General features: G+C 35.5%; 22 protein-coding genes. 13 read left to right on the top strand and 9 right to left on the bottom strand.

What is annotated here, in order from left to right; translation table 11 throughout:
* Nucleotides 1–141: 141 nt before the first annotated feature.
* Nucleotides 142–1,992: a monovalent cation:proton antiporter-2 (CPA2) family protein gene (locus GJV76_RS05345; RefSeq protein ID WP_155091606.1), complete on the bottom strand. Its 1,851-nt coding sequence runs from the start codon at nt 1,990–1,992 to the stop codon at nt 142–144.
* 229 nt (nt 1,993–2,221) lie between these two features.
* On the opposite strand from GJV76_RS05345, the gene dinB reads away from it, so the two are divergent.
* The 9 genes from dinB to GJV76_RS05300 all read left to right on the top strand — a co-directional run bounded on the left by dinB (nt 2,222) and on the right by GJV76_RS05300 (nt 11,540).
* Complete coding sequence (dinB, locus tag GJV76_RS05340) at nt 2,222–3,292, top strand: DNA polymerase IV (protein ID WP_155091605.1); 1,071 nt, start codon at nt 2,222–2,224, stop codon at nt 3,290–3,292.
* Between the two features lie 20 nt (nt 3,293–3,312).
* On the top strand, nt 3,313–4,206 hold the full coding sequence (locus GJV76_RS05335; RefSeq protein WP_155091604.1) for a S66 peptidase family protein: 894 nt from the start codon (nt 3,313–3,315) through the stop codon (nt 4,204–4,206).
* Nucleotides 4,207–4,217: 11 nt separating this feature from the next.
* On the top strand, nt 4,218–4,553 hold the full coding sequence (locus GJV76_RS05330) for a YraN family protein (protein WP_155091603.1): 336 nt from the start codon (nt 4,218–4,220) through the stop codon (nt 4,551–4,553).
* A gap of 282 nt (nt 4,554–4,835) precedes the next feature.
* The gene (locus tag GJV76_RS05325; RefSeq protein WP_155091602.1) at nt 4,836–7,244 is read left to right on the top strand and encodes a TonB-dependent receptor; all 2,409 of its coding nucleotides are present in this window, start codon (nt 4,836–4,838) and stop codon (nt 7,242–7,244) included.
* Between the two features lie 87 nt (nt 7,245–7,331).
* Nucleotides 7,332–8,477, top strand: a complete 1,146-nt coding sequence (locus GJV76_RS05320; protein WP_155091601.1) for a PepSY-associated TM helix domain-containing protein — start codon at nt 7,332–7,334, stop codon at nt 8,475–8,477.
* 97 nt (nt 8,478–8,574) lie between these two features.
* On the top strand, nt 8,575–8,985 hold the full coding sequence (locus GJV76_RS05315; RefSeq protein ID WP_155091600.1) for a BrxA/BrxB family bacilliredoxin: 411 nt from the start codon (nt 8,575–8,577) through the stop codon (nt 8,983–8,985).
* Between the two features lie 67 nt (nt 8,986–9,052).
* Nucleotides 9,053–9,784 carry a lysophospholipid acyltransferase family protein gene (locus GJV76_RS05310; RefSeq protein ID WP_155091599.1) on the top strand — a complete coding sequence of 244 codons (732 nt, stop codon included), beginning with the start codon at nt 9,053–9,055 and terminating at the stop codon, nt 9,782–9,784.
* A 69-nt stretch (nt 9,785–9,853) separates the two neighbouring features.
* A complete protein-coding gene (locus GJV76_RS05305) occupies nt 9,854–10,852 on the top strand; it encodes an acyl-ACP desaturase (RefSeq protein ID WP_155091598.1) in 999 nt (332 codons plus the stop codon).
* Between the two features lie 37 nt (nt 10,853–10,889).
* Nucleotides 10,890–11,540 carry an HD domain-containing protein gene (locus GJV76_RS05300; RefSeq protein ID WP_155091597.1) on the top strand — a complete coding sequence of 217 codons (651 nt, stop codon included), beginning with the start codon at nt 10,890–10,892 and terminating at the stop codon, nt 11,538–11,540.
* Nucleotides 11,541–11,589: 49 nt separating this feature from the next.
* On the opposite strand, the gene pyk is transcribed toward GJV76_RS05300, so the two are convergent.
* From pyk to GJV76_RS05275, 5 genes are all read right to left on the bottom strand, one after another.
* The gene (gene pyk, locus GJV76_RS05295) at nt 11,590–13,020 is read right to left on the bottom strand and encodes a pyruvate kinase (RefSeq protein ID WP_155091596.1); all 1,431 of its coding nucleotides are present in this window, start codon (nt 13,018–13,020) and stop codon (nt 11,590–11,592) included.
* A 3-nt stretch (nt 13,021–13,023) separates the two neighbouring features.
* On the bottom strand, nt 13,024–13,524 hold the full coding sequence (locus tag GJV76_RS05290) for an IPExxxVDY family protein (protein WP_155091595.1): 501 nt from the start codon (nt 13,522–13,524) through the stop codon (nt 13,024–13,026).
* Nucleotides 13,525–13,613: 89 nt separating this feature from the next.
* Nucleotides 13,614–14,360 (bottom strand): ribonuclease III, encoded by a 747-nt coding sequence (gene rnc / locus GJV76_RS05285; protein WP_155091594.1) that lies wholly within the window; start codon nt 14,358–14,360, stop codon nt 13,614–13,616.
* Nucleotides 14,361–14,370: 10 nt separating this feature from the next.
* Entirely contained in the window at nt 14,371–15,624 is a 1,254-nt protein-coding gene (fabF, locus tag GJV76_RS05280) for a beta-ketoacyl-ACP synthase II (protein WP_155091593.1), read from the bottom strand.
* A 194-nt stretch (nt 15,625–15,818) separates the two neighbouring features.
* Nucleotides 15,819–16,055 (bottom strand): acyl carrier protein, encoded by a 237-nt coding sequence (locus tag GJV76_RS05275; RefSeq protein WP_155035668.1) that lies wholly within the window; start codon nt 16,053–16,055, stop codon nt 15,819–15,821.
* Nucleotides 16,056–16,252: 197 nt separating this feature from the next.
* On the opposite strand from GJV76_RS05275, the gene purN reads away from it, so the two are divergent.
* Nucleotides 16,253–16,819, top strand: coding sequence for a phosphoribosylglycinamide formyltransferase (purN, locus tag GJV76_RS05270; protein ID WP_155091592.1), 567 nt, complete (start codon nt 16,253–16,255; stop codon nt 16,817–16,819).
* Nucleotides 16,812–17,285 carry a ribonuclease HI gene (rnhA, locus tag GJV76_RS05265; RefSeq protein WP_155091591.1) on the top strand — a complete coding sequence of 158 codons (474 nt, stop codon included), beginning with the start codon at nt 16,812–16,814 and terminating at the stop codon, nt 17,283–17,285. The genes purN and rnhA overlap by 8 nt, the downstream gene beginning before the upstream one ends.
* Before the next feature lie 60 nt (nt 17,286–17,345).
* On the opposite strand, the gene GJV76_RS05260 is transcribed toward rnhA, so the two are convergent.
* Nucleotides 17,346–18,191: a hypothetical protein gene (locus GJV76_RS05260; protein WP_155091590.1), complete on the bottom strand. Its 846-nt coding sequence runs from the start codon at nt 18,189–18,191 to the stop codon at nt 17,346–17,348.
* Nucleotides 18,192–18,613: 422 nt separating this feature from the next.
* Here GJV76_RS05260 and GJV76_RS05255 point away from each other — a divergent pair, with 422 nt between their 5' ends.
* Both GJV76_RS05255 and GJV76_RS05250 read left to right on the top strand, forming a co-directional pair.
* Nucleotides 18,614–19,543, top strand: a complete 930-nt coding sequence (locus tag GJV76_RS05255; RefSeq protein WP_155091589.1) for a PfkB family carbohydrate kinase — start codon at nt 18,614–18,616, stop codon at nt 19,541–19,543.
* A 62-nt stretch (nt 19,544–19,605) separates the two neighbouring features.
* Complete coding sequence (locus GJV76_RS05250) at nt 19,606–21,504, top strand: amidophosphoribosyltransferase (RefSeq protein WP_155091588.1); 1,899 nt, start codon at nt 19,606–19,608, stop codon at nt 21,502–21,504.
* Between the two features lie 398 nt (nt 21,505–21,902).
* Here GJV76_RS05250 and GJV76_RS05245 read toward each other — a convergent pair whose 3' ends face one another.
* Nucleotides 21,903–23,303: an SLC13 family permease gene (locus GJV76_RS05245; RefSeq protein WP_155091587.1), complete on the bottom strand. Its 1,401-nt coding sequence runs from the start codon at nt 23,301–23,303 to the stop codon at nt 21,903–21,905.
* A 161-nt stretch (nt 23,304–23,464) separates the two neighbouring features.
* The gene (locus GJV76_RS05240; RefSeq protein WP_155091586.1) at nt 23,465–24,070 is read right to left on the bottom strand and encodes a superoxide dismutase; all 606 of its coding nucleotides are present in this window, start codon (nt 24,068–24,070) and stop codon (nt 23,465–23,467) included.
* Nucleotides 24,071–24,172: the final 102 nt, after the last annotated feature.

Below are 24,172 nucleotides of genomic sequence, written 5' to 3'. Positions count from 1 at the left end.
ATACTCTTCATAGAGAATATCACTGCTTTTTTTAAGGAGTATTGACAAGAGATCTTCTTTATAAGAGCAAAGTTAGACTCTTGTATGATGGGTGTGTATGTAAATAAAACAGCCCTATCAATCAATAGGGCTGTTTATTCATTATGAATTGTTCTTTGGGTTATTTCTTTTCTCAGATAGTTTCTGTTTTAGAAGTTCTGATTGTTCAGCAAATTCAATTCTCGAGACATTTATATAGTCCTCTAAGTTGTGGATATTCTTTGCTAATTTTCTCAGGGACTTTCTATCGCTATTGATAAATAATTCGCTTTGTTGCCTTGCTTCTTCGTGACTAAAGCCAAGTTTTTCAAGCATTACTGCTCCGACGTATACCGCTGTAAAGAAGGTTTCTCTATATACTTCAGTTAAGCCGTCTTGTAAGTATTCGTATGCATTCTTTCTATTTTTGGCGCGTACGATTATTTCGACATTTGGAAAATTCTTGCGGATGACCTCTACAAGTTGCTGATTAACTTCAGGAGGATCCATAGCGGCAATCACATAATCTGCTTGATCAAGTCCAATAGATTTCAAGATGTTAATGGACGTTGCGTCTCCATAGTAAACATTAAAGCCAAGCTTGCGCAAGTGATCAACTCTTTCAGCATCATTGTCGAGTACTAATGTAGGTATGTCATTTGCTTGTAATAATCGTCCTATTGTATTTCCAAAATCTCCAAATCCAGCAATTACAATTTTCTTTTCTGCACTGATATGTGTTAAGTCATCGTATTCTTGACTTTCTTTAGTTGACGGTGTTAACCCAAGATAAGGGGCAATCCACTTTTCGTTTAAAAGGAGTAAGATTGGTGTAACGACCATTGATAGCGCTGTAGTAGCTAACATATAGTCGTACCACTGTTGATTTACTAAGTTGATTGTTTTGGCCAAAGCCAAAATTACAAAGGCAAATTCTCCTATTTGAGAAAGTAGAATAGCGAATAAGAAGGACTGATCGTTAGGGAATTTTTTCCATTTACCGATTGCGAGTAATACAATCGCTTTGATGGACATCACACTGACTAATAAAGCTAAGATGATTAAAGGCTCATTGACAATGATATCAAAGTTGATTGTCGAACCAACAGCAATAAAGAAAATACCCAGAAGCAGTGCTTTGAAAGGTTCTATGTCACTTTCTAATTGGTGTTTGTAAGGATTATTTGCCAGTACAATACCTGCTATAAAAGCTCCTAAGGCAGGAGAAAGTCCTACCGCTTGCATCAATATTGCAACCCCAATAACTAAAAGTAAAGCAGAGGCTGTGTATATCTCTCTAATTTTGAGTCTACCTACTGATTTGAACAATGGATTAACAATATAATTTCCAACAAGGAAAATAATAGAAATCGCACCTAATATCGCTAAGGTCTTCATAAACACAGGAGCTCCATCTAACCAGCTACCCGTTCCGGTTTCTATTGGCGTTTTGGCTGATACTGCTAATAAGGGAATAATAGCCATCATTGGGATAACAGCTATATCCTGAAACAGTAATACGGCAAAACTCGATTTACCTGCATTGGATTGGTTTAAACCTCGTTCAGATATTGTTTGTAAGATGATCGCGGTAGAAGACATGGTTATAATAAACCCAAGCGTCAGAGAGGTTCCTAAAGTCATATTTAACCCCCAATGTGCTATGGCTGTTACAATTGTTGTGGTTCCAACAAGCTGAGCAGTACCTAAACCAATAATTTCATTTTTTATTTTCCAGAACTCCTTTGGGTCTAATTCTAATCCCACAAGGAATAACATCATAACTACTCCAAACTCAGTTGCATGCATAATATCAGCACCGTCTTTTCCGACAAATTGCAAAACAAAAGGGCCGATTAATACTCCTGCAAATAGGTATCCTAAGACAGACCCCATACCTAATTTCTTTGAGATAAGTACACAGATTACAGCAGCAAATAGAAATATAAAAGCTTGTATTAAAAATTCATTCATTTTTTTCGTTTTTAACTACATATTGTTTGTAAAACAGATTAGTATAAAGAAACTATAAAATAAATAAGATCTTAAGGGGTATAATTTTAATATTTTAACGGTTTTCTTCATAGCTCCTACAAATTTATAAAAATCTTACTCCTATAAGTAAGCATTCGATTAAAAATATTGGCCTTTTTTAGGATAAATTTTAACTTTCATACTCATTTGAATAGTACATTTGTGTTAGATGGATCGAAAGATTATACATATCGACATGGATGCTTTTTACGCATCGGTAGAGCAATTGGATTTTCCTGAACTGAGAGGAAAACCTATTGCTGTGGGTGGTAGTGGTGAGAGAGGAGTAGTTGCAGCAGCGAGTTATGAAGCAAGAAAGTTTGGCGTTAGAAGTGCTATTAGTGGTGCTCAAGCGAAGCGAAATTGCCCAGATTTAATCTTTGTCAAACCGCGATTCGATCGCTATAAGGAGATATCCAAAGAAATTCGAAGTATCTTCTATGAATATACTGATCTCGTGGAACCATTAGCATTAGATGAGGCTTTTCTGGATGTTACTCAAAATAAAATAGGTTGCCCGAGTGCTACTTTAATTGCTTATGAGATTAGACAAAAGATTTTCGAGCGCTTACAGCTAACCGCATCTGCTGGAATTTCTATTAATAAGTTTTTAGCGAAGATTGCAAGTGACTACAATAAACCAAATGGACAAAAGACGATAGAGCCTGAGGAAGTGATTCCTTTCTTAGAGGCCTTAGAGATAAAGAAGTTTTTTGGTATAGGTAAGAAAACTGCTGAGAAGATGTATCATTTAGGAATTTTTACCGGAAGGGATTTAAAAGAGAAAAGTGAAGCCTTTTTAAGTGAACACTTTGGAAAATCAGGGGCTGAGTATTATCACTTAGTTAGGGGAATACAAACTTCGGAAGTTCGTCCAAATCGAGTTATGAAATCTGTGGGAACAGAGCGGACATTTGATGAGAATTTGTCTTCAGAAGTTTTTTTGATGGATAAACTGGAAGTGATAGTGGAAGAACTCGTATTGCGGTTAAAGAAAGTAAATGTCGCTGGTAAGACGATTACCTTGAAGATTAAGTATGCTGATTTTTTGCAGCAGACAAGGAGTAAAACAGTTCCGTATTTTATTGCCGATGCGGCTATTATTCGCGATATAGTAAAAGATTTATTATACCAAGAGAAACTAAAAGACTCTGTTCGCTTGATTGGAGTTACAGTATCCAATCTCAATACAGAGGAGAGAAAAAAGCCAATAGCTATACAGTTGGCTTTTGATTTTTAACAATGATTATTAAAAAGAAAATGATTAAACCTGCATATTTAAAAGAAGGAGATAAAGTTGCAATTGTTTGTACAGCGAGAAAATTCAGCAGAGAAGAAGCACAACCTGCTATTGAGTTACTACAAAGTTGGGGATTGGTACCCGTACTTGGCGATACTATTGGCCTTGATAATTTCCAATTAGGGGGGAGTGATAAAGAGCGAGCTGCGGATTTCAACAAGCAGTTAGCTGACGAATCTGTTAAGGCTATCTGGTGTGCACGAGGTGGATATGGTACTGTCCGCATCGTGGATGCAATCGACTTTGATTTATTAATGGCTAATCCCAAGTGGATTATCGGTTTTAGCGATGTTACTGTTCTGCATTGTCATGTGCACAACCTTGGGGTTCAAACCTTACACGGCATTATGGCTTTTAGCGTTCCCAAAGCAACCCAAGAGTCTAAAGACAGTTTGTATGCTTCTTTGTTTGGCAAGCCAATCCGCTATGTTGTAGGTCATCATAGCGCAAATATTCTCGGTGAGGCAAAAGGTGAGCTTGTTGGCGGTAATCTCTCAATCATCTATAGTCTGTTGGGCTCAAGATCGAGTATTGAAACGAAGGATAAGATATTGTTTATCGAGGATTTAGATGAGTATTTGTACCACGTAGATCGCATGATGCACAATTTAGATAGAAATGGTCTTCTAAAAGGGTTAAAAGGTATGATTGTTGGTGGAATGACAGATATGCATGATAATGCAATTCCATTTGGTTATGATGCCATTCAAATTATTAAAAGTCTTGTCGCTCAGTATGATTTTCCTGTAGTGTTCGATTTTCCATCAGGACATGGTGTTGAAAATAGAGCTTTGAGAATGGGAGCTGTAGTTAGTTTGAATATAAAAGCAAGTGGAGTGGAACTAAATATTTAAAATTATCTGTTATGGCTGAACACAATGAACTTGGCAAGTTAGGTGAGGAACTTGCTGTGGAGTACTTAGAGCGAAATTGGAGATTTCAAGATAAAGAAATTGACATTATCGCTTTATACAACGGTGTATTAGTTTTTATAGAAGTTAAGACTCGAAGTTCGCTCGAGTTTGGGCTCCCTCAAGAATTTGTAAAACGCCATAAGATTAAACGACTTTTAACTGCAGCAGATGCTTATATTGAATTGAACTCTCGAGAGGAGGAAGTTAGATTTGATATTATTGCTATTCACGCAGTGAATAATGAGTTTTCTATCGATCACTTGGAAGATGCTTTCTACTTTTTTTGATGAGTAGGAGATTTCATTCTTGTAATATTTTATGTTTTAATTGAGAATGAATTGAAATTGTCTTTGATGATTTTTACTTTTTATTGTGTTTTTTCTTTTCTTAGAATTTCATTGTTTTTTACAATTATCCTATGTAAATAGTAGGATTAAGTATAGTGTCGTATATGATTTAGTTTGTTATTTTATATTTTATTTAAATAAAGTCTTAATAAGATTTGTTAATTATTTAGAATCAGTTTACTTTTGCATTCAGTTAAATCAGTCTAAATAATACATTTTTAAATGAGAACTATTGCTACAATTATTTTTAGTGCTTGTTGTTCTGTGGTAGGATTGGCACAATCTTCTACCATTAAAGGTAGAGTTGTTGATGAAGTCAATAAACCCTTGCCATTTGCAACAATTTATATCGAGAATACTAATATAACGACGCAAACAGATGCGAATGGAGAATATATTCTAAAAGATGTACCTCAAGGAAAGCAATCTATTAAAGCTTCATTTGTTGGTTTTTCATCATCTGTGAGAGAGTTTAATTTTTCTAAGAAAGATGAGGTTGCTAACTTTTTGTTAGTAAACGATGGGCAGTTAGCTAATATTACTGTTTATGGTCGATCAAATAAAAATGTAAAAAAACTACAGTATTTGACAAGATTACCACTTGGTTTACAAGATCAAGTTCAGTCAATCAGTATTGTTTCTGATCACATTATAAAAGAGCAAGGAGCTTTGTCTATTACAGATGCTGCTCGTAACGTAGCTGGGGTTACTCAGTTTGCAAGTTATGGTGGAGTAAAAGAAAGTATGTCAATTCGCGGTTTCCGTGGTACACCAGTTTTGAGAAATGGTGTAGCTATGGATTCGGACTTTAGAACAGCTTCTGCGATTGCGGATATGCAAGGTGTAGAGAGTCTTGAGGTAATAAAAGGTTCAGCTGCTATTCTACAGGGAATAGGTAATGGATTAGGTGCTGCTGGGGGTGTGATTAACTTAGTAACTAAAACACCAAACTTCCAGAATAAGAGAGAAATTGGTTTCCGTACAGGAAGTTATGGACAAGTTCGTCCAACACTTGATATTGAGCAAGTATTAGATAAGAAAGAAACGTTGTCTTTCCGTTTTAATGGTGCTTATGAGCGCAACGACGGATGGAGAACATTTGTAGATAACGAGCATTTTTACGTTAACCCATCTTTGTCTTGGAAAATTGACGATAAAACGAAGTTAACTTTAGAAATGGATTATCTATATGGTGACTATACACCAGATAGAGGTACTGTTAATTTAGGTCCTGATTATACAGATAAATTATTAGAAATGCCGCATAACCGCTTCTTAGGTTATAAGCAAGATAATATGAATGTACAATCTCTGAACTATGTTGCGCGTTTTGAAAGACAATTGACAGAGAAATTGAGCTTTAGATTTTCTTCTGTTAACTCAATCTATAAAACAGATACTGAAGATTCATCTATTGCATTACACAAAAAACAAGAGGCAATCACTGACTTTAGTGAGTTTGCTAATAGAAAGCGTACTATTGGCCGTTCTGATCGCGATGATAGAAACTCTGTTATTCAAGTTGATTTCATCGGTAAGGATATCTTCACAGGTATGTTGAAACACACTTTCCAAGTTGGTTTTGATTATAGAGAGAATCGCTTAGAAACTCACGGATATGAAGCGTACTTGAATGGTGTTTTATATCAAGATAATATCAATGTCTTAGAAGATATTAACAACCAGAAACCAGAAGGTTTAGAGTATCGTCCTGCTAAGAAAGGACCATACAGTAAATCTGTAACACCAACTTATGGTTTTATGGCACAGGATTATATCCAGATTGGTGATAAATTAAGTGCTTTATTGGGTATTAGATACAGTCGTCTAAATGGAAATGTAACAGAAGGTGCAACTGTAGAAAGATGGAACCCAGCAGTTGGTTTAATCTTCAAACCACAAGAAAACATCAGTACGTTTGCTTCATATACTACAACAAGTAGTTTAAGACAATCAAACTATAAGATGCACGATGGTGGATTCGCAGGACCACAAGATACAGATCAATTTGAGTTTGGATTTAAATCAAACTGGTTTAACGACCACTTAGGGGTAAACTTTAGTTATTACTTCATTACTCAAGATAACTTATTAGCTGAGGTAATTGATGAGAATGGTAAAGGAACAGGCCTTTATGACAAAGTGGGTAGTCTTAAGAGAAACGGTTTTGAATTAGAGATTAACGGTAAGATTACTAATAACCTTGAAGTTATGCTTGGGTATGCTAACCTTGTAGCAAGATACCAAGATAGTCCTAATTACGTAGACGGATCAGCTCCAATGAATGCACCAGAGCACAGTGCGAATGGTTGGATCAATTATAAGTTTAACGACGGTAAACTGAATGGTCTTTCATTAGGATTAGGAGTTTACTATGTTGGAAAACGCCCAGTTAACGAATATGCAAGAACTTCTGATGGTCACGGTTCTTATGTGAATAGACGCCCATTTGATATGCCAGAATATACAACTGTAAATGCACAGATCGGTTATACATATAAGAACGCAAGTATTAAAGTATTTGCAAATAATATGTTTGATCAGATTGGTTATACTTCATATTATAGAGGTGGATATATTAATGAGATTGCTCCAAGAAACTTCGCAGCTCAGTTAACTTATAGATTTTAATCATCTTAGATAAATATAGTTAGTAACATATAACAAACACGATTTTACAATGATAGAATCGTGTTTGTTCTTTTTATAAGTCTTTTTATGAATGTGAAAAAGCATTATACTTTCAGAAAATTTATCAATGATATTCACCTTTGGTTGGGTATAGGTAGCTCTGTGATTTTATTTGTTGTCTGTTTAACAGGGACTATTTATACGTATAAGAGTGAAATACAAACATGGTTAGCCCCTAGTATGTATAAGATTGCGGAAGTAGGTGATACCAAAGTGAGCCTGAATAAGCTGCAAAGTGATATTGAGCAACAATACAATGGGGTAGTTAGTCGTGTTAGTATTTCAGATAACGCCATAAAGCCTTATGTGTTTTCAGTTTCTTTTGCTGATAAAGATAAGCGTGGAGAAACAGTTTATGTTAATCCATATAATGGAGAGGTTCTGGGTGAGGGTAGGGGACCTGCCAGTGAATTCTTTATGACTGTATTTAAGTTGCATAGATGGCTGTTGTTAGATATGAAGATTGGACGACCAATAGTTGGAGTTTCAACTATCATCTTCATCGTTTTATCTATTTCAGGAATGATTCTATGGTTACCCAAAAAAGTTAAAGGTTGGAAAAGTTTTAGACCAGGCTTTCAAGTTAAGTTTAAGGCGAATTGGAAGCGAATTAATCACGATCTACACAATACGCTTGGCTTTTATACTTTTGCTGTTTTATTTGTTTTGTCAATCACTGGATTATGTTGGTCCTTTGAGTGGTACAGAGATGGGTTGAGCAAGGTACTGGGAACAAAAGTATTTGGAGGAAGAAATGAAGTGAAACCATTATCAAATGTTGTCGAAGATGGTAGATCTATTCGCTTGGAAGATGCATTAGCTTTGGCCGATAAAGCTTTGCCTTACCAAGCAAGAACAGTAACTGTAACACTGCCTAAAAACGCAGAAGGTAGTTTTGAGATTAGCAAGAACGAATTGGCTCGATTCAACGAAACAGTGACAGATCGCGTTTTTATAGATCAGTATACAGGTGTGGTAATTCGAAAAGAGTTATTTAGTGAAAAGAGCATAGGAGAGAAGTTGTCAGCCTCAATTCGACCATTGCATTTTGGAGATATTTATGGTGGTTTTTCGAAGTTTATCTATTTCATTGTCTGTCTTATTGCTACGAGTTTGCCTATTACAGGCTTGTTTATTTGGTTAAATAAAATGAAGAAAAAAAGCAAGAAATAAGCTCTAATATAAAGTATAACATTTCTTTATAATTGTGCTATTCCTTTCTTTAAGAAAATGTGTAACTTTGCTTTATAACCTATTTAGATTAAATATTATGTATCCAGAAGAAATAGTAAAACCAATGCGTCAAGAATTAGTTGATGCAGGATTTGAATCACTACATACAGCAGAAGAAGTAGATGCAGTAATTGCAAAGGGCGATACAACTTTAGTAGTTGTTAATTCTGTTTGTGGTTGTGCAGCTCGTAATGCACGTCCAGGGGCTATCATGAGCCTTACAGGAGATAAGAAACCAGCAAACATTATCACTGTATTTGCTGGAGTAGATAAAGATGCTGTAGATGCAGCACGTAAGCATATGTTCCCTTTTCCTCCTTCTTCGCCTTCAATGGCTCTATTTAAAGATGGAGAATTAGTACACATGTTAGAAAGACATCATATCGAAGGGCATCCAGCAGAAGTAATTGCTGAGAATTTAAAAGACGCTTTTCAAGAATATTGCTAAAAAAGTAGACCACCTCTGAGGGTGGTCTTTTTTTTAATGTATATTTGCTTATTAACTATATAAGCAAATGCAAAAGATAATATCAATCCCCTTTTCTATACTCTTTGTAGTATTGTTGCTGGTGGTCTTATATGTTTTTCAAGCTTTTCAATGGATTGCTTTTAATCTATTTGGGTACCAGGCACATAAAAAAGTTGTAGATTCCTTGGTGTGGTGGTTAATGCTCGTTACTGGCGTACTTGGAACTACCTATAAATTTCGAGGTCATAAGGACCTTCCTACAGATAAACCAATAATCTTTGTATCTAATCATCAAAGTATGTTTGATATTCCTATGATTATATGGTTTTTTAGAAAGAATCATCCAAAATTTGTTAGTAAGAAGGAGTTAGGGAAAGGATTTCCCAGTGTTTCGTACAACCTTAAGCATGGTGGTTCTGTGTTGATTGACAGAAAAGATGCTAAACAGGCTCTTGCAGCAATTAGAGATTTAGGGCAATATATCGCTAAGTATAACCGATCTGCTGTAATTTTTCCTGAAGGTACTCGCAGTCGAGATGGCAAGCTAAAACGCTTTTCAGAGAATGGAGTGAAGATGTTGATTAAGTATGCTCCAGAGGCTTATGTTGTACCATTGACGATTAATAACTCTTGGAAGTTATTCCGATTTGGCAAGTTTCCTTTTGGTATGCTTGCTAATATAAGTATATATGCTCATGAACCTATGAAGGTTTCTGACTATACATTTGAAGAAATCTTTGCTAAGTGTGAAGAAAGAATCAAATCAAAATTAGTTTAATAATTACTGCCTATCTGCTCAAACAAACTAAACCAAACCCGCAGCAGTATAGGATATAAATCATTATTTATGTCTATTAAAAACGTACGTCTGGAAGTGATGCACTTCTTAGAAAAGAATATAGATAGTTTTGTTGATAACTATCTTATTCCAGTTGAGAAAATTTGGCAACCTTCGGATTTATTGCCTGACTCTGAGAGTGAGGAATTTATTGATGAGGTCATCGAATTAAGAGAATACGCAAAAGAATTACCTTACGATTTTTGGGTAGTTCTTGTTGGAGATACTATTACTGAAGAAGCACTACCTACTTATGAATCTTGGTTAATGGATGTGGAAGGTGTGAAACAAAAAGAAGGTGAAGGTGGAAATGGTTGGGCAAAGTGGATTCGCCATTGGACTGGTGAAGAAAACCGACACGGGGATTTGCTGAATAAGTACTTATACCTTTCTGGTCGTGTGGACATGAGAGAGGTGGAGATTACTACGCATCATTTATTGAATGATGGCTTTGACCCTGGTACAGATAGAGATCCTTACAAGAACTTTGTGTTTACAAGTTTCCAAGAATTAGCTACTTATGTTTCTCATAATCGCGTAGCTAAATTAGCTAAGCAATATGGAGATCATAAGCTATCTAAGATTTGTAGATTGATTGCTGGAGATGAGATGCGTCATCATCATGCTTATTCAGAGTTTGTCGATAGAATTTTCAAAGTAGATGCAAGTGAGATGTTATTGGCATTCGTGGATATGATGAGAAGAAAGATTACAATGCCTGCAAACCTTATCAGGGAGTCAGGTGGTAAGATGGGTGATGCTTTTGAGCGTTTTTCTGACTCGGCTCAGCGTATTGGCGTGTATACCGCTCATGACTATGTTGATATTATGGAGAAATTAATTCAACGTTGGAAGATTGCTGATTTAACTAATTTAACTGATGAAGCTGAAAAAGCGCGTGACTACTTAATGAAGTTACCTGCAAGAATGACTCGTGTAGCTGAGAGAATGGTAGTAGAGAGTGAGCCGCATGTGTTTAAATGGGTACGTCCAGCGCTGATTAAATAGCAACACAAACCTCAAACAACTCAAACAACACAATAAAATGGACAAACAAATTGATCAAGTAATTCTTTATGTAAAGAAAGAGTTAGAAAACGCTGAGAGTGGACACGATTGGTTTCACATCGAGCGAGTTTATCGGACTGCTTTAACGATTGCTAAAGAAGAAGGTGAAGTTAACCTTACCGTGGTTAAGTTAATTGCTCTTTTGCACGATATAGCTGATAGTAAGTTTCACGATGGTGATGAATCCATTGGACCGCTTAAAGCGCGTAAATTGCTTGAGCAGTTAAAGTTTGAATCCGATGTGATTGATCACGTTGTTTTAGGTATAGAGAATATCTCTTTTAAAGGGGGTAATTTCAATCAAACGTTTCGATCTGATGAATTAGATATAGTTCAAGACGCAGACCGTTTAGATGCTTTAGGAGCTATTGGAATTGCCCGTACATTTAATTATGGTGGATTTAAGAATAATGTAATTTACGATCCGAGTATTGACCCTGTTTTTGGTATGACGAAAGAAGCGTACAAAAACCATAAAGGGACAAGTGTTAATCACTTTTACGAGAAATTACTTAAGTTGAAAGATCTAATGAATACTAAAACAGGTCTGAAACTTGCTGAAGGTCGCCATCGATACATGGAAAACTTTTTAGCTCAGTTTTATACTGAGTGGGAGGGAGAAGCATAAAAAAGGGGAGTCTAATGACTCCCCTTTTTGTTGTAATATAGTTAGATTTTTATTTTACTTCAGAAATTCTTAAAGTATTTACCATACCTTTTTCAACGATTGGCATAGCAGCAAGGTTAATAACCATATCTCCTTTTTTTGCAAAACCTTGTTCCATTACGATATTGTTAATGTCGTCAATTGTTTCGTCTGTACTTACAAACTTGTCGTAATAGAATGCTTGTACTCCCCATAATAAGTTTAACTGCGTAATAATACGTCTGTTAGATGAGAATACTAAGATATTACTATTTGGTCTCCAAGCAGAAATTTGGAATGCTGTATATCCACTGTTTGTCAAAGTACAAATCGCCTTAGCTTCGATATCATTAGCCATTAAAGCTGCGTGATAACAAATGTTTTTAGTGATATAGCGATTTGTTTTGATTGTCGGTGGGCTTTGAGGAACTTTAATCAATGGAGAATTTTCAACACTTTGAATAATTTGTGTCATTTTCTCAATTACTTGTACAGGGTAGCTACCTACTGAAGTTTCTCCAGAAAGCATCACCGCATCAGCACCGTCCATGACAGAGTTTGCTACGTCGTTTACCTCTGCTCTTGTTGGAGTTAAGCTTGAGATCATTGTTTCCATCATTTGAGTAGCAATAATCACAGGAATACGCGCATTTTTTGCAGCTTGTACTAATTCTTTTTGGATTAGTGGAACCTCTTGTGCAGGAATTTCTACTCCTAAGTCACCACGTGCAACCATTAGACCATCACAGCTTGTAACAATACTTTTGATATTTTTTACTGCTTCCGGTTTTTCGATTTTTGCAACGATTGGAATTTTGTGATCAGAGTGTTCATTGATTAAGTTTTGCAAATCAAGTAAATCCGCTGATGTTCTAACAAAAGATAAAGCCATCCAGTCTACTTGTGCTTTGATAGCAAAAATAGCATCTCTAATGTCTTTTTCCGTTAGAGCAGGCAAAGATACTTTTGTCATTGGAAGGTTTACCCCTTTCTTAGATTTCAAAGGACCTCCTTGAATAACTTTCGCTTTTACTTCGTCTTTTCTATTTGTTTCTAAAACTTCGAAAATCAATTTTCCGTCGTCTAATAAAATTCTTTCCCCAGGATTTACATCTTGTGGAAATTGTTGATAGTTCATGTAAACGCGTTGAGCGTCACCTTTGAACTCTTCTTTCGTAGAAAAAGTAATAGTATCACCAGGATTAACTATTACATCTTCAGCCATAACACCGACACGTAGCTTAGGACCTTGTAAGTCTCCTAAGATAGAAGTTGTATATCCGTACTCTTTGTTAAGCTCACGGATTATATCAATTTTTTCTTGTACGTCAGAATAATCTGCGTGCGAGAAGTTTATTCTAAATACGTTTACACCTGCCTTAATCATGTTGTGCAACACTTCTTTCGAACTTGAAGCAGGTCCTAATGTTGCAACGATTTTTGTCTTTTTTTGTGCTACCATATTTTAAAAAATTAGGTTTTTTCTATTTTTAATTGTTTCCTGTCTAACTTCGTAGGCAGTAGAGAAGATTTTGATTGAGTTTAACTTTTCAAGGACTATACCAATGTCAAAATATTCATCAGTATCTTCTATTTTTATTAAGTAATCAACGTTTTTCAGTTCGGGCACAAGGTAACCTTGCTTTGTAATAGCGTGTTTTTTATCACTAAATAGAGGAGATTCAATATCTGTATCAGGTTTAATGAATGCCTTGTTTGCTACAACTTTCCACAAGATATGATGGTCGTGATCTTCATATTCAAAGTGTGGGAAATTGGCGAAGCCCTCATCAGTAGTAATTGTTATATCTTTTTCTTCTTTAACTAAGAATAATTCTAATGTAGTATTAATCGAGTATACGACTTTATAATCTTCTTTTTTAGAAGAGTGTATCGCTATTAGTTTGTAATCTTCAATATCAAAATCATCTAATGTTAGTTTGATAACTTTCGTAGAATCTTTCATACGATACAAATATACAACAATTATAATTTTTTAAACGTTTATTAGTTAAACTTGTTATTATCAAATTGTTAATATAGAAGAATTACTAATTATTTATGAATTTTTTCTTGAAGTGCGAAATAAGCCCTTTGCGCGGCTTTTTCTTCTGCTTTCTTCTTAGAAGTTGCCCTTGCTCTTGCGATTACTTTATTGTCGATATATAATTTTACACCAAAATACTTTGTGTCTTCTGCAGTGTCTTCTTCGAAAGTGTCAAATTTGAAAGTGTGTTTGTTTTTTTGACACCATTCTATCAGTAGACTCTTATAGCTTGTTATTTTTGTTTCTAATTGCTCTATATCAGCTACTTTCGACAATAGTTTTTCGTGGATGAAGCGTTCACATGCTGGGTATCCTAAGTCGAGGTATATTGCGCCAATTAGTGCTTCTAAAAGGTTGCCATAAATATTCTCACCAAATTGTTGGTTACCCATTTTGCTTTCTACATGTGAGATCAAGTCAAGTTCTTTGCCTAAACTATTTAAGTTTTCGCGACTGACTATTTTAGAACGCATTTTAGTCAAGTATCCTTCATCTCCATAAGGCACCTGTAAATAAAGATAAGAAGCGATAATAGAGCCCAACATAGCATCGCCCAGAAACTCCAATCTTTCGTAGTTTACCGGATTGCCATGTGTATCTATTATGTTCATAGAACGGTGAGTGAAGGCTAATTTGTAGTATTGTGGATCAGCAGGTTTTATTCCTGTAATCTTAAATATTGTACGACAAAAATTCCCGTCTTCATTAGAGGAACGGGAATTTTTATATATCTTATTTATTAGCTTACTCAACATAAGAGTATTCTTAGTTTTCTAATTTTTTCACTAAGACACAAGCGTTGTGTCCTCCGAATCCAAATGTATTACTCATACCTACTTTTACATCTCTTTTCTGAGCTTTGTTGAAAGTGAAGTTTAGTTTAGGATCGATACTTTCATCATCAGTGAAATGGTTGATAGTTGGAGGTACGATACCGTGTTCTATAGAAAGAATAACTGAGATTGCTTCAATTACTCCTGCTGCACCTAATAAGTGACCTGTCATCGATTTTGTCGAGTTTAGGTTCATGTCATAGGCGTGTTCTCCAAATACGTTTAAGATTGCTTTAGATTCAGCGATATCTCCTAATGGAGTAGAAGTACCATGCATATTTAATACATCAACATCTTTAGCTTCTAATCCAGCATCTTTTAAACAGTTGATCATTACATTTGTCGCTCCAAGTCCTTCTGGATGAGGTGCAGTTAAATGGTGTGCATCTGCAGACATTCCACCACCACCGATTTCGCAGTAGATTTTTGCTCCACGTGCAACAGCGTGTTCATATTCTTCAATTACTAATGCTCCAGCTCCTTCTCCTAAAACGAAACCGTCACGCTCATTATCCATTGGACGTGACGCTGTTTGTGGGTCGTCGTTTCTCGTTGATAATGCGTGCATTGCATTGAATCCTCCTATACCTGCAATTGTTACAGCAGCTTCTGATCCTCCTGTTACGAAGATATCTGCCATACCTAAGCGAATGTAGTTAAACGCATCGATTATTGCATTTGTAGAAGATGCACATGCAGAAACAGTCGTAAAGTTTGGCCCTCTAAGTCCATACTTCATTGATATATGACCTCCTGCTAAATCTGCTATCATTTTAGGGATAAAGAAAGGGTTGAATTTCGGAATTCCATTTCCTTGTACGAAATTAGTTACTTCATTTTGAAAAGTCTCTAATCCTCCAATACCAGAACCCCAAATAACTCCTGCTCTATCTAAATCAATAGTTTCTAAATTTAATCCTGAATCTTTGATCGCTTCATCTGCACTTACCATAGCATATTGTGCATAACGGTCCATTTTTCGTGCTTCTTTTCTCTCAATAAAATCCTCTACGTTAAAATTCTTTATCTCGCACGCAAACTGAGTTTTGAAATTGGTAGCGTCAAAATATGTAATGGGTGCAGCTCCGCTAACTCCATTAATCAGGTTGTTCCAATATTCTTGAATATTGTTTCCAATTGGCGTAAGAGCACCTAAACCTGTTACAACAACTCGCTTTAATTTCATAAAACTTAAATTTATGGTTTGTAAAAAAAAAATCCCAACTTTCACTTTTCAAAAAGGAAACATTGGGGTAGTTTGTTTGATGTATTTTTTAGATTGTTTCCAATCTGTCCTTTTTTGTACTTAAAAATTATCTGACATTTTAAAAATAATAACGCCCACGTGTTTATTAAATAGACACGTGGGGTATTAAGTTATTATTTTTTAGCTTCTTCAATATAAGAGATAGCTTGACCAACTGTAGAGATATTTTCAGCTTGATCGTCTGGAATTTGAATGTCGAATTCTTTTTCGAACTCCATGATAAGCTCAACAGTATCTAAAGAATCAGCTCCTAAATCATTATTGAAGCTTGCTTCTGCTACAACTTCGTTCTCGTCAACACCTAATTTGTCAACGATAATCGCTTTTACTCTTGATGCAATGTCTGACATAATCTTTAATTTTAAATTTAATTTCTTTCGGCAAAAATAAAAAACTTTATTTTAAAACCTTATTTTCTATGTTAATTGTCGGTGCGAAATTATGAAAATAATTAATACTTCTAACTATTTTTCTATTTATTGTCACATATTATTCTTTTTTTTGTACTCGATTCTAATATGTATAATTGACTATTAACGCATTATTTATGAGAAAAATAGCTCTATTCGCTTCCGGTTCAGGAACTAATGTTGAAAACATTATTAAATATTTTGACGAAAAATTAATTCCGAACCAATACCTTGTACTGGTAAATAACCGAAATGCTAAGGTAATAGAAAAAGCGGAAAAAAGAAATGTACCAGTAGTGATTTTTGATAAAGAAATGTTGAATGGGGAAGAGATACAACGTGTTTTACTTGATTTTTCTCCTGATTTGATAGTATTAGCTGGTTTTTTATGGAAATTTCCCGAGGCTCTTGTCCAGTTATATCCTAACAAAGTTATCAATATCCACCCTGCTTTGTTGCCTAAATATGGCGGTAAAGGGATGTATGGTCACCACGTACACGAGGCTGTTTTAGCTAATAAGGAGAAAGAAACGGGAATTACAATACACTATGTGAACGAGCATTACGATGAAGGAGGTATAATTTTTCAGGAAAAGTCTTCCGTTGAACACTGCACTACATGGGAGGATATTGCCAAGGTAGTACAGGTTTTAGAGCATAAACATTTCCCGATTGTTATTGATAAATTGCTGTTCGATGAGTAATTTTCAAGTAATCCTGTATACTGATGGTTCCTCTCGTGGAAATCCTGGCCCTGGTGGCTATGGGCTAATTCTCGAGTGGGCTGGTCGAAATGTATATAAAGAGATGTCACAAGGTTTTCGCTTGACTACAAATAATCGAATGGAGTTAATGGCAGTTATTGTTGGCTTAGAGATGCTTAAAAATGAAGGGACTTCAGTTCTTGTTGTTTCCGACTCAAAGTATGTGATCGATGCCGTAACGAAAGGATGGGTGTTTGGTTGGGAAAAGAAAGGGTATAAGGACAAAAAGAACCCTGACCTTTGGAGTAGATTCTTGGAGATTTACAGAAAACACCGCGTTTCTTTTCAATGGGTAAAAGGACACAACGATCATCCAATGAATGAAAGATGTGATGTTTTAGCAGTCAAAGCCGCTACATCTTCTGATCTTTTGATTGATGAATATTACGAAACTCTTGAAAACTAGAAAAGGAGTGCATCCTACACAAAGGTGCACTCCTTTTTTGTTTTTAGGCGTGCAAATTCACTACAGCTCTAAGAATGTGTCACCATAATATTTGCTTGGTTTGATCCAAGCCATTGTTCTATCCGCATTTATTATCCAGTTAAATCGCTTGAGCATATCAGCTCCAAATAAGCTAAAAGGTTGATTTTTTAGTTCACCAGTGAAGTAGCCTACTTTAGCGTTCTTTATTTCATAATTTGCTATTTCAAGTTTGTCAATTAATGCAGTATTAGTGATGATGCTTTGACCATACGAGTTTTTTAGTTCTTTTTGATTGATGGTAGTGAGTTTGTTATGTAAGGTATTTTGCTCGGAGAAATTATCATCGTAAAGCAATGCTCCAGAATAGCCCGATTGTAAGTAAAACGGATGAGTGTAAGTGTGTTTATCTATTTCAGTAGTTATATCGATGAATAGAGCTCCATTTCTATAGCTTACGGGAATTTCGCTGTAACCTGTCGTGTCAGGTATATGATCATGAGCAATTAATGTTGAATTGTCATAGTCGATTTCTAACACCTTTCCTTTAAACAAGGTCATGCCAATCTTGCCGTCAGACTCTTTGCCACTGTATTGATTATTTGCAAATGGAATATTAAACCAAGAGCAATTGCCAATTTGTACTTGATTTGAAGGGCTAAAATCGTTAGAGTCAAACGCTATGCTTTCTATAACATGTGTTTTAATTGGAGATATGGCACCGTCGTCCATAGCTAATTGAAACATTAGATCTAAACTATCTCTTTGATTGACAAGCGTCTTTAGAATAATGTTATTACTACTGGTTAATCGAAACGGAATGTGAACTTGTGCTTGTAGTGTAGTACACACAATAAGCAAATAGAATAAAGCTAAGTGGTTTCGCATGAAATTGTATTGTTTTTTAGTGTTTAATCTTTTAAAATTAATTAAAGTTAACTTCAGTTGTATGTGATATTCTTTATTTCCTTTTAAAAATGATGTGATTTGAAATAATCTATCAGTTTTAAGTCTTGATATTAACTTGCTAATCTGTATCTTTAAGGAGAGAAATATATTTTATTGCTATTGTTAGATGAGATAATCTCATCGGTTATGGTGTGATTTTGTTGTGGAAAGTAAAAAAGATAACTTCATTTTATTCAAGAGAATGAGGTTGTTTAACAAAAAATAGATAGTTCTTTTGTGAAATGTTAAAGCGCATGAAATGAAATTTATCATGTCTCTTTATAAAGAATTAATTGTCTATTTAATTTTGTAGTCAAAAAAGTATTGCCCTATATTTGCAGCTTTATTTCTTAGCAAAAAATATGAACAAATTACTGATCGTGGGGACGGTAGCCTTTGACGCGATTGAAACTCCATTTGGGAAAACGGATAAAGTTCTTGGTGGAGCCGGTACGTATATAGGTTTGTCTGCCTCACACTTTAATGTGAAATCGGCAATTGTTTCTGTCGTAGGAGATGATTTTCCACAAGAATACCTTGACTTATTAAAGAGCAAGAATATTGAAACATGTGGAATAGAAGTTGTAAAGGGAGGGAAGACATTTTTTTGGAGTGGACGTTATCACAATGATCTAAATTCAAGAGATACATTAGATACTCAATTAAATGTATTAGCTGATTTTAAACCAGTAGTTCCTGAAGAATTTAAAGATTCTGATGTAGTGATGTTGGGTAATTTGCACCCTAATATACAGATCAGTGTCTTAGATCAATTGAAGTCGAAACCAAAATTAGTTGTTTTAGATACAATGAATTTTTGGATGAATTGTGCTCTTGATGAGTTGAAGGTATTGTTGAAACGCATTGACGTTATCACTATTAATGATGAAGAGGCGCGTCAGTTGTCAGGGGAGTATTCCCTGGTAAGAGCAGCTGAAGTTATTCAAGAGATGGGACCAAAGTATGTGGTCATTAAGAAAGGAGAGCACGGAGCTTTACTGTTTTCGGGAAGTGAAGTGTTTTTTGCACCAGCTTTGCCATTAAAGGAGGTATTTGATCCTACTGGAGCTGGAGATACTTTTGCTGGTGGATTCACAGGCTATTTGACACAAACGCACAATGTGTCATTCAATAATATGAAGAATGCAATTATCTATGGTTCAAATCTGGCATCATTTTGTGTAGAGAAATTTGGAACGGAGAGAATGGAGTGTTTGACTGAAGGTGATGTGCAACGAAGATTACAAGAATTTAAAATGCTAACTCAATTTAATATTGAGCTAACTAAATAATAAAATAGCCTCTTTATGGGGCTTTTTTTAATCAAAAAAACACAATACACACAACTAATTTTATGAGTGACGCACTAAAACACGAATGTGGGATAGCCTTATTAAGGTTGAAGAAACCGCTATCTTACTACAAGGAAAAGTACGGAAGTACTTTCTATCCAATTCAGAAGATGTACTTACTAATGGAGAAACAGCACAACAGAGGTCAAGATGGTGCTGGATTGGCAAGTATTAAATTGGATATGAATGCTGGTGAAAGGTATATTAGCCGTGTTCGTTCGAATAAAGCACAACCGATACAGGATATATTCTCTCAAATAAATGGGCGTATTAATCAAGAAATGATTGATCACCCTGAGTATGCCAATGATGTTGACCTACAGAAAAAGCAAATTCCATATTTAGGAGAAGTGTTTTTAGGGCATGTTCGCTATGGTACGTTTGGGAAGAATAACATTGAAAGTGTTCACCCTTTTTTACGTCAGAATAACTGGGTACACAGAAACCTAATTGTAGCAGGGAACTTTAACCTTACAAATGTAAGAGAGCTTTTCAATGACCTTGTAAACTTGGGACAACATCCCAAAGAGATGTCAGATACCATTACAGTAATGGAAAAGATTGGACATTTCTTAGATGATGAAATTGACGATTTATACTACAAAATAAAAGGAGAAGGATTCTCTAAGAAAGCTGCATCACCTTTGATTGGAGAGCGCTTGAATTTAGCTCGTATATTGAGAAGAGCTTCTAAGAATTGGGATGGAGGTTTCGCTATGGCTGGGATGATTGGTCATGGTGACTCGTTTGTATTGCGCGATCCTGCGGGAATACGCCCTGCTTTTTATTACGAGAATGACGAAATTGTCGTGGTGGCAAGTGAGCGACCTGTGATTCAAACTGCTTTTAATGTTCCTTTTGAAGATATTAAAGAGCTTGATCCTGGAAAGGCGATTATCATCCGCAAAGATGCAACGGTTCAGTTTGAGCAGATTTTAGATCCGTTGCCTTTAAAAGCTTGTTCTTTTGAACGCGTATATTTTTCTCGTGGAAATGATGCTGATATTTACCAAGAGCGAAAAGATCTTGGTAAGTTAATCTTACCTGATGTATTGAAAGTAATAGAAGACGATACCGATAACTCTGTTTTTTCATATATCCCAAATACTTCAGAAACTTCTTTTTTCGGTATGGTAGAAGGAGCTCAAGACTTCTTGAATCAGAGAAAGATTTCGGATATCTTGAATAATAAAGAGAATTTATCTGCTGAGAAACTACAGGAAATTCTTTCTGTGAAGTTGAGAACAGAGAAAATCGCAGTGAAAGATGCTAAGTTGCGTACGTTTATTACTGATGATAGCAGTCGTGATGATTTAGTTGCTCACGTGTATGACGTTACTTATGGAGTGATTAAACCTACGGATAACCTTGTTATTATCGATGATAGTATCGTAAGAGGAACTACTCTGAAAAAGAGTATTATTCGCATGTTAGATAGATTAAATCCAAAACGCATTGTTGTTGTTTCAGCTGCTCCTCAGGTGAGATACCCAGACTGTTATGGAATTGACATGGCTAAATTAGAAGGATTAATCGCATTTCAAGCCGCTATTGAATTATTGAAGGATAGAGGATTGAGTCATGTAATTGACGATGTTTATAAGAAATCTAAAGCTCAGATTGATCTTAACGATAGTGAGGTGATTAATTATGTTAAGGAAATCTATGCACCTTTTACAGATGAAGATATTTCTACGAAGATTGCCGAAATGGTTAAAGACGAAGGGGTGAAATCAGAAGTGAAGATCGTTTTTCAATCAGTGGAGAATTTACATAAAGCTTGTCCAAAGAATTTAGGAGACTGGTATTTTACAGGAGAATATCCTACAGTAGGTGGTAATAGAGTGGTTAATCGCGCTTTTATTAACTACTACGAAGGTAGAGATGAGAAACCATATTAATAGATATCAAATGATTTTATATAAAGCACTAATCTTAGATTAGTGCTTTTTTTTGCTATCAATGGGTGTTTTTTACTTTTTTTCCGAGGTGGTCGGCTTGTGGTCGGCTTTTGGTCGGCATGTGATCGGCTAAAAAGTACTATAAATAAGCCGATCACCTACCGATCACCAATGTATCATAAGCCTATCATCTACTTGCTATATCGAATAGACACTACAGTAGATGGGTTAGATACTAAAATGTTGGATGAAGATATGATTTGCTTAGCAACAAGGTTGCTGCTGCTCAAAGTCAAAAAGACTTTGAGCAAATTAACCTACGACAATCGCTACGCAAAGTCTATTTGACTTTGAGCGAATAATGTTCGTTTGAACTCTATTTCTTTAGCTATTCTGTTTTATAACCAAAAGTAGTAAGCTACAACAGAAATGATAACTGCACAGATAATGTTTAGAAAGAATCCTGCTTTCATCATTTCTTTTTGTTTTATATCTCCTGTACCAAACACAAGAGCGTTTGGCGGAGTGGCAACAGGTAACATAAAAGCACATGAAGCCCCTAATCCAATAATCATTGATAAGCCTAATGGAGGCATTCCAAGTTCTGTTGATATCGATATAAATATAGGAACTAATAAGGCAGCACTTGCCGTATTAGAGGTAAACTCTGTCAAGAACACAATAAAGAAAGCGACAACTAACCCAATGATAAAGAATGAACTTCCTTTAATCATCGATACAAGTAGGTCAGCCATTACTTTACTCGCACCAGAGTCTTTGAGTACCATACTTAAGGTAAGTCCACCACCGAATAGCAAGAGTACGCCCCAATCTACATTGTGTTGTAATTCTTTCCACCTTGAAACCTGACTTATGCAAATGAGAATAAAGGCTCCAAGGGATATGAAGGTGTCAAAATTGGTAAATTCTGGTTTGCCATAGCCTACGAGATTAGCGAAAATTGGATTGAGTTGTTTACTAAATATCCAGCAAATTGCAGTTAAAAAGAATATGCCCAATGTAATCCACCTGTCGCTATTCATATCAATTTTTTCGGTTGTGTGCTTGAATGTAAAGTTAAGCTGAGGTTTGAATACAAGGAAAATAATCCCTATCATAATTGGCAATAAGATAACGACCATAGGTAGTCCCATTTTCATCCAATCGACAAAGCTTATATCTAACTGTGATGCCACGATTGCGTTAGGCGGACTTCCTACTACTGTTCCCATACCTCCTATACTGGCACTATAAGCAATACCCAATAGTACAAATACATAGGTATTGTGGAACTTTTCTTTATCTAATTGTCCCAATACCCCGACAACCAATGGTAACATCATAGCAACAGTTGCTGTATTGCTAATCCACATTGAAAGGACTGCAGTAGCGATAAATAAGTAGAACACTGCAAGGGATAATTTGCCCTTTGCCAAAAACATGATCTTGTTGGCAATGATAGTGTCCAGTTTTTGTACGTGTAATGCCCCAGCCAGAACAAATCCTCCTAAGAATAGAAAAATAGTGGGATCAGCGAATGAGGATAGTGCTGGTTTGGTATCTGTTAGGCCTAATGCTATGGCTAATACAGGCACAAAAACGGCTGTTGTAGTCACGTGAATTGCTTCGGTTAACCATAGTACTGCAACGAAAATAAGTAAGGCAAGTCCTTTGTTTACTTGAGGTTCGTATGGCAAGTAGTTGATGAATACAAATAAGAATATTATATTAAATAGGATAATAAGGTAGTTTCTTATTGACTTTGTAGGTCTTCTTTCAGGTTCATAATCCAAGTGCATTCCGTATAATTTTAGAAAATGTTAATTGTTGTTAAAGTTAAGTATTTTGACTTTAATGAGCGATACGAGAGAAAGAAAATTTTGTATTCAACTTAGTCGTGTAGGGATATAAAAAAAGCGTCAAGAGAATATCTTGACGCTTTTGTAGAATTTATGCTTGATTATTTTGCTTCAGCATATCTTTTAGAAACCTCTGCCCAGTTAATCACATTGAAAAAAGCAGTGATATAGTCAGGACGACGGTTTTGGTAGTTTAAGTAGTAAGCGTGTTCCCAAACGTCCATTCCTAAGATTGGAGTTCCCCCACATCCAACACCTGGCATAAGTGGGTTATCTTGGTTAGGAGTACCACATACTTCTAACTTACCATTTTTTACACATAACCATGCCCATCCAGAACCAAATTGAGAAGCACCTGCTTTTGAGAAAGCATCTTTAAAGTTAGCAAAAGAACCGAAATCTTTGTTGATTGCGTCAGCTAACTCTCCAGTTGGTTCTCCACCACCGTTTGGAGTCATTACAGTCCAAAATAAATTGTGATTGTAGAATCCACCACCGTTATTACGTACAGCAGCTTTAGTCATGTCAAGATTTTTAAGGATTTCCTCAATTGTCTTTCCTTCTAAATCTGTACCAGCAATAGCAGCATTTAAGTTTGTAGTATAAGCATTGTGGTGTTTTGTATGATGTATCTCCATTGTGCGAGCATCAATATGTGGTTCCAATGCATCGTATGCATATGGTAACTTTGGTAATTCGAAAGCCATAATTCGTATTATTTAAAGATTAGTATTATTTTTATTTCAAATTTAGACATTTTATGCTTAATATAAAAAGTTAGAGTGTTTAATAAAAGTTAACTTATAGTA

The sequence above is a fragment of the Myroides albus genome (genome assembly GCF_009711045.1).
GTDB lineage: Bacteria > Bacteroidota > Bacteroidia > Flavobacteriales > Flavobacteriaceae > Flavobacterium > Flavobacterium album_A.
Note: the sequence above shows the minus strand (reverse complement) of the source record. Positions and strands in the feature narration are given on the sequence as shown.

Bases quoted from the DNA above. Each gene is read 5' to 3' on its own strand.
- pyk (WP_155091596.1), bottom strand. From the start codon at position 13,020: ATGGTAGCACAAAAAAAGACAAAAATCGTTGCAACATTAGGACCTGCT.
- GJV76_RS05320 (WP_155091601.1), top strand. From the start codon at position 7,332: ATGAATGTGAAAAAGCATTATACTTTCAGAAAATTTATCAATGATATT.
- GJV76_RS05260 (WP_155091590.1), bottom strand. From the start codon at position 18,191: ATGCGAAACCACTTAGCTTTATTCTATTTGCTTATTGTGTGTACTACA.
- purN (WP_155091592.1), top strand. From the start codon at position 16,253: ATGAGAAAAATAGCTCTATTCGCTTCCGGTTCAGGAACTAATGTTGAA.
- dinB (WP_155091605.1), top strand. From the start codon at position 2,222: ATGGATCGAAAGATTATACATATCGACATGGATGCTTTTTACGCATCG.
- GJV76_RS05305 (WP_155091598.1), top strand. From the start codon at position 9,854: ATGTCTATTAAAAACGTACGTCTGGAAGTGATGCACTTCTTAGAAAAG.
- GJV76_RS05310 (WP_155091599.1), top strand. From the start codon at position 9,053: ATGCAAAAGATAATATCAATCCCCTTTTCTATACTCTTTGTAGTATTG.
- fabF (WP_155091593.1), bottom strand. From the start codon at position 15,624: ATGAAATTAAAGCGAGTTGTTGTAACAGGTTTAGGTGCTCTTACGCCA.
- GJV76_RS05325 (WP_155091602.1), top strand. From the start codon at position 4,836: ATGAGAACTATTGCTACAATTATTTTTAGTGCTTGTTGTTCTGTGGTA.
- GJV76_RS05300 (WP_155091597.1), top strand. From the start codon at position 10,890: ATGGACAAACAAATTGATCAAGTAATTCTTTATGTAAAGAAAGAGTTA.
- GJV76_RS05240 (WP_155091586.1), bottom strand. From the start codon at position 24,070: ATGGCTTTCGAATTACCAAAGTTACCATATGCATACGATGCATTGGAA.
- GJV76_RS05330 (WP_155091603.1), top strand. From the start codon at position 4,218: ATGGCTGAACACAATGAACTTGGCAAGTTAGGTGAGGAACTTGCTGTG.
- rnhA (WP_155091591.1), top strand. From the start codon at position 16,812: ATGAGTAATTTTCAAGTAATCCTGTATACTGATGGTTCCTCTCGTGGA.
- GJV76_RS05250 (WP_155091588.1), top strand. From the start codon at position 19,606: ATGAGTGACGCACTAAAACACGAATGTGGGATAGCCTTATTAAGGTTG.
- GJV76_RS05255 (WP_155091589.1), top strand. From the start codon at position 18,614: ATGAACAAATTACTGATCGTGGGGACGGTAGCCTTTGACGCGATTGAA.
- rnc (WP_155091594.1), bottom strand. From the start codon at position 14,360: ATGTTGAGTAAGCTAATAAATAAGATATATAAAAATTCCCGTTCCTCT.
- GJV76_RS05315 (WP_155091600.1), top strand. From the start codon at position 8,575: ATGTATCCAGAAGAAATAGTAAAACCAATGCGTCAAGAATTAGTTGAT.
- GJV76_RS05290 (WP_155091595.1), bottom strand. From the start codon at position 13,524: ATGAAAGATTCTACGAAAGTTATCAAACTAACATTAGATGATTTTGAT.
- GJV76_RS05345 (WP_155091606.1), bottom strand. From the start codon at position 1,992: ATGAATGAATTTTTAATACAAGCTTTTATATTTCTATTTGCTGCTGTA.
- GJV76_RS05245 (WP_155091587.1), bottom strand. From the start codon at position 23,303: ATGCACTTGGATTATGAACCTGAAAGAAGACCTACAAAGTCAATAAGA.
- GJV76_RS05275 (WP_155035668.1), bottom strand. From the start codon at position 16,055: ATGTCAGACATTGCATCAAGAGTAAAAGCGATTATCGTTGACAAATTA.
- GJV76_RS05335 (WP_155091604.1), top strand. From the start codon at position 3,313: ATGATTAAACCTGCATATTTAAAAGAAGGAGATAAAGTTGCAATTGTT.